The sequence below is a fragment of the Peribacillus loiseleuriae genome, from assembly GCF_001183985.1.
GTDB classification, from domain to species: Bacteria; Bacillota; Bacilli; order Bacillales; family DSM-1321; genus Peribacillus; species Peribacillus loiseleuriae.
Map to the genome: position 1 here is coordinate 4,984,083 of NZ_LFZW01000001.1, position 1,616 is coordinate 4,985,698.

Sequence of the window (1,616 nt, forward strand, 5' to 3'; positions counted from 1 at the left end):
GAGCGGACGAGCCTTCCTCAGGAAACCTTAGGCATTCGGTGGAAGGGATTCTCACCCTTCTTTCGCTACTCATACCGGCATTCTCACTTCTAAGCGCTCCACCAGTCCTTCCGGTCTAGCTTCAACGCCCTTAGAACGCTCTCCTACCACGGATACCATACGGTATCCATCCACAGCTTCGGTGTTACGTTTAGCCCCGGTACATTTTCGGCGCAGAGTCACTCGACCAGTGAGCTATTACGCACTCTTTAAATGATGGCTGCTTCTGAGCCAACATCCTGGTTGTCTAAGCAACTCCACATCCTTTTCCACTTAACGTAAACTTGGGGACCTTAGCTGGTGGTCTGGGCTGTTTCCCTCTTGACTACGGATCTTATCACTCGCAGTCTGACTCCCGAGAATAAGTATTTGGCATTCGGAGTTTGACTGAATTCGGTAACCCGTTGGGGGCCCCTAGTCCAATCAGTGCTCTACCTCCAATACTCTCATCTCGAGGCTAGCCCTAAAGCTATTTCGGAGAGAACCAGCTATCTCCAGGTTCGATTGGAATTTCTCCGCTACCCACACCTCATCCCCGCACTTTTCAACGTACGTGGGTTCGGGCCTCCATTCAGTGTTACCTGAACTTCACCCTGGACATGGGTAGATCACCTGGTTTCGGGTCTACGACCTCATACTCATTCGCCCTATTCAGACTCGCTTTCGCTGCGGCTCCGTCTTATCAACTTAACCTTGCATGAAATCGTAACTCGCCGGTTCATTCTACAAAAGGCACGCTATCACCCATTAACGGGCTCTAACTACTTGTAGGCACACGGTTTCAGGATCTATTTCACTCCCCTTCCGGGGTGCTTTTCACCTTTCCCTCACGGTACTGGTTCACTATCGGTCACTAGGTAGTATTTAGCCTTGGGAGATGGTCCTCCCTGCTTCCGACGGGATTTCTCGTGTCCCGCCGTACTCAGGATCCACTCAGGAGGGAACGAAGTTTCAGCTACAGGGTTTTTACCTTCTTTGACGGATCTTTCCAGATCACTTCACTTACCCCGTTCCTTTGTAACTCCATGTTGAGTGTCCTACAACCCCAAGAGGCAAGCCTCTTGGTTTGGGCTATCTTCCGTTTCGCTCGCCGCTACTCAGGAAATCGCGTTTGCTTTCTCTTCCTCCGGGTACTTAGATGTTTCAGTTCCCCGGGTCTGCCTTCAGTACCCTATGTATTCAGGTAAAGATACTGTTCCATTACGAACAGTGGGTTTCCCCATTCGGAAATCTCCGGATCAAAGCTTACTTACAGCTCCCCGAAGCATATCGGTGTTAGTCCCGTCCTTCATCGGCTCCTAGTGCCAAGGCATCCACCGTGCGCCCTTTCTAACTTAACCGAAGTTAATTAAAAAAAGAACTTACTATTTCAATGATGTCTTGTTATTTGTTATCTAGTTTTCAAGGAACAAAGTGTAGAGAGATAATTCTCTCAAAACTAAACAAAGGCAGAAACGTCCATTTAGTGAAGTATCTAGTACTTCATTTCATCCTTAGAAAGGAGGTGATCCAGCCGCACCTTCCGATACGGCTACCTTGTTACGACTTCACCCCAATCATCTGTCCCACCTTAGGCG

The 1,616-nt window shown here is 48.9% G+C and carries 1 rRNA gene and 2 other annotated features (1 of these 3 only partly in view); the gene reads right to left on the reverse strand.

The window, feature by feature from the left end:
• Window positions 1–73: 73 nt before the first annotated feature.
• Window positions 74–801: a sequence feature (23S ribosomal RNA rRNA prediction is too short), on the reverse strand.
• 7 nt (window positions 802–808) lie between these two features.
• Window positions 809–1,365 (reverse strand) — a sequence feature (23S ribosomal RNA rRNA prediction is too short).
• A gap of 171 nt (window positions 1,366–1,536) precedes the next feature.
• Window positions 1,537–1,616, reverse strand: a 16S ribosomal RNA gene (locus AC625_RS23065); it runs 1,493 nt beyond the window's last position.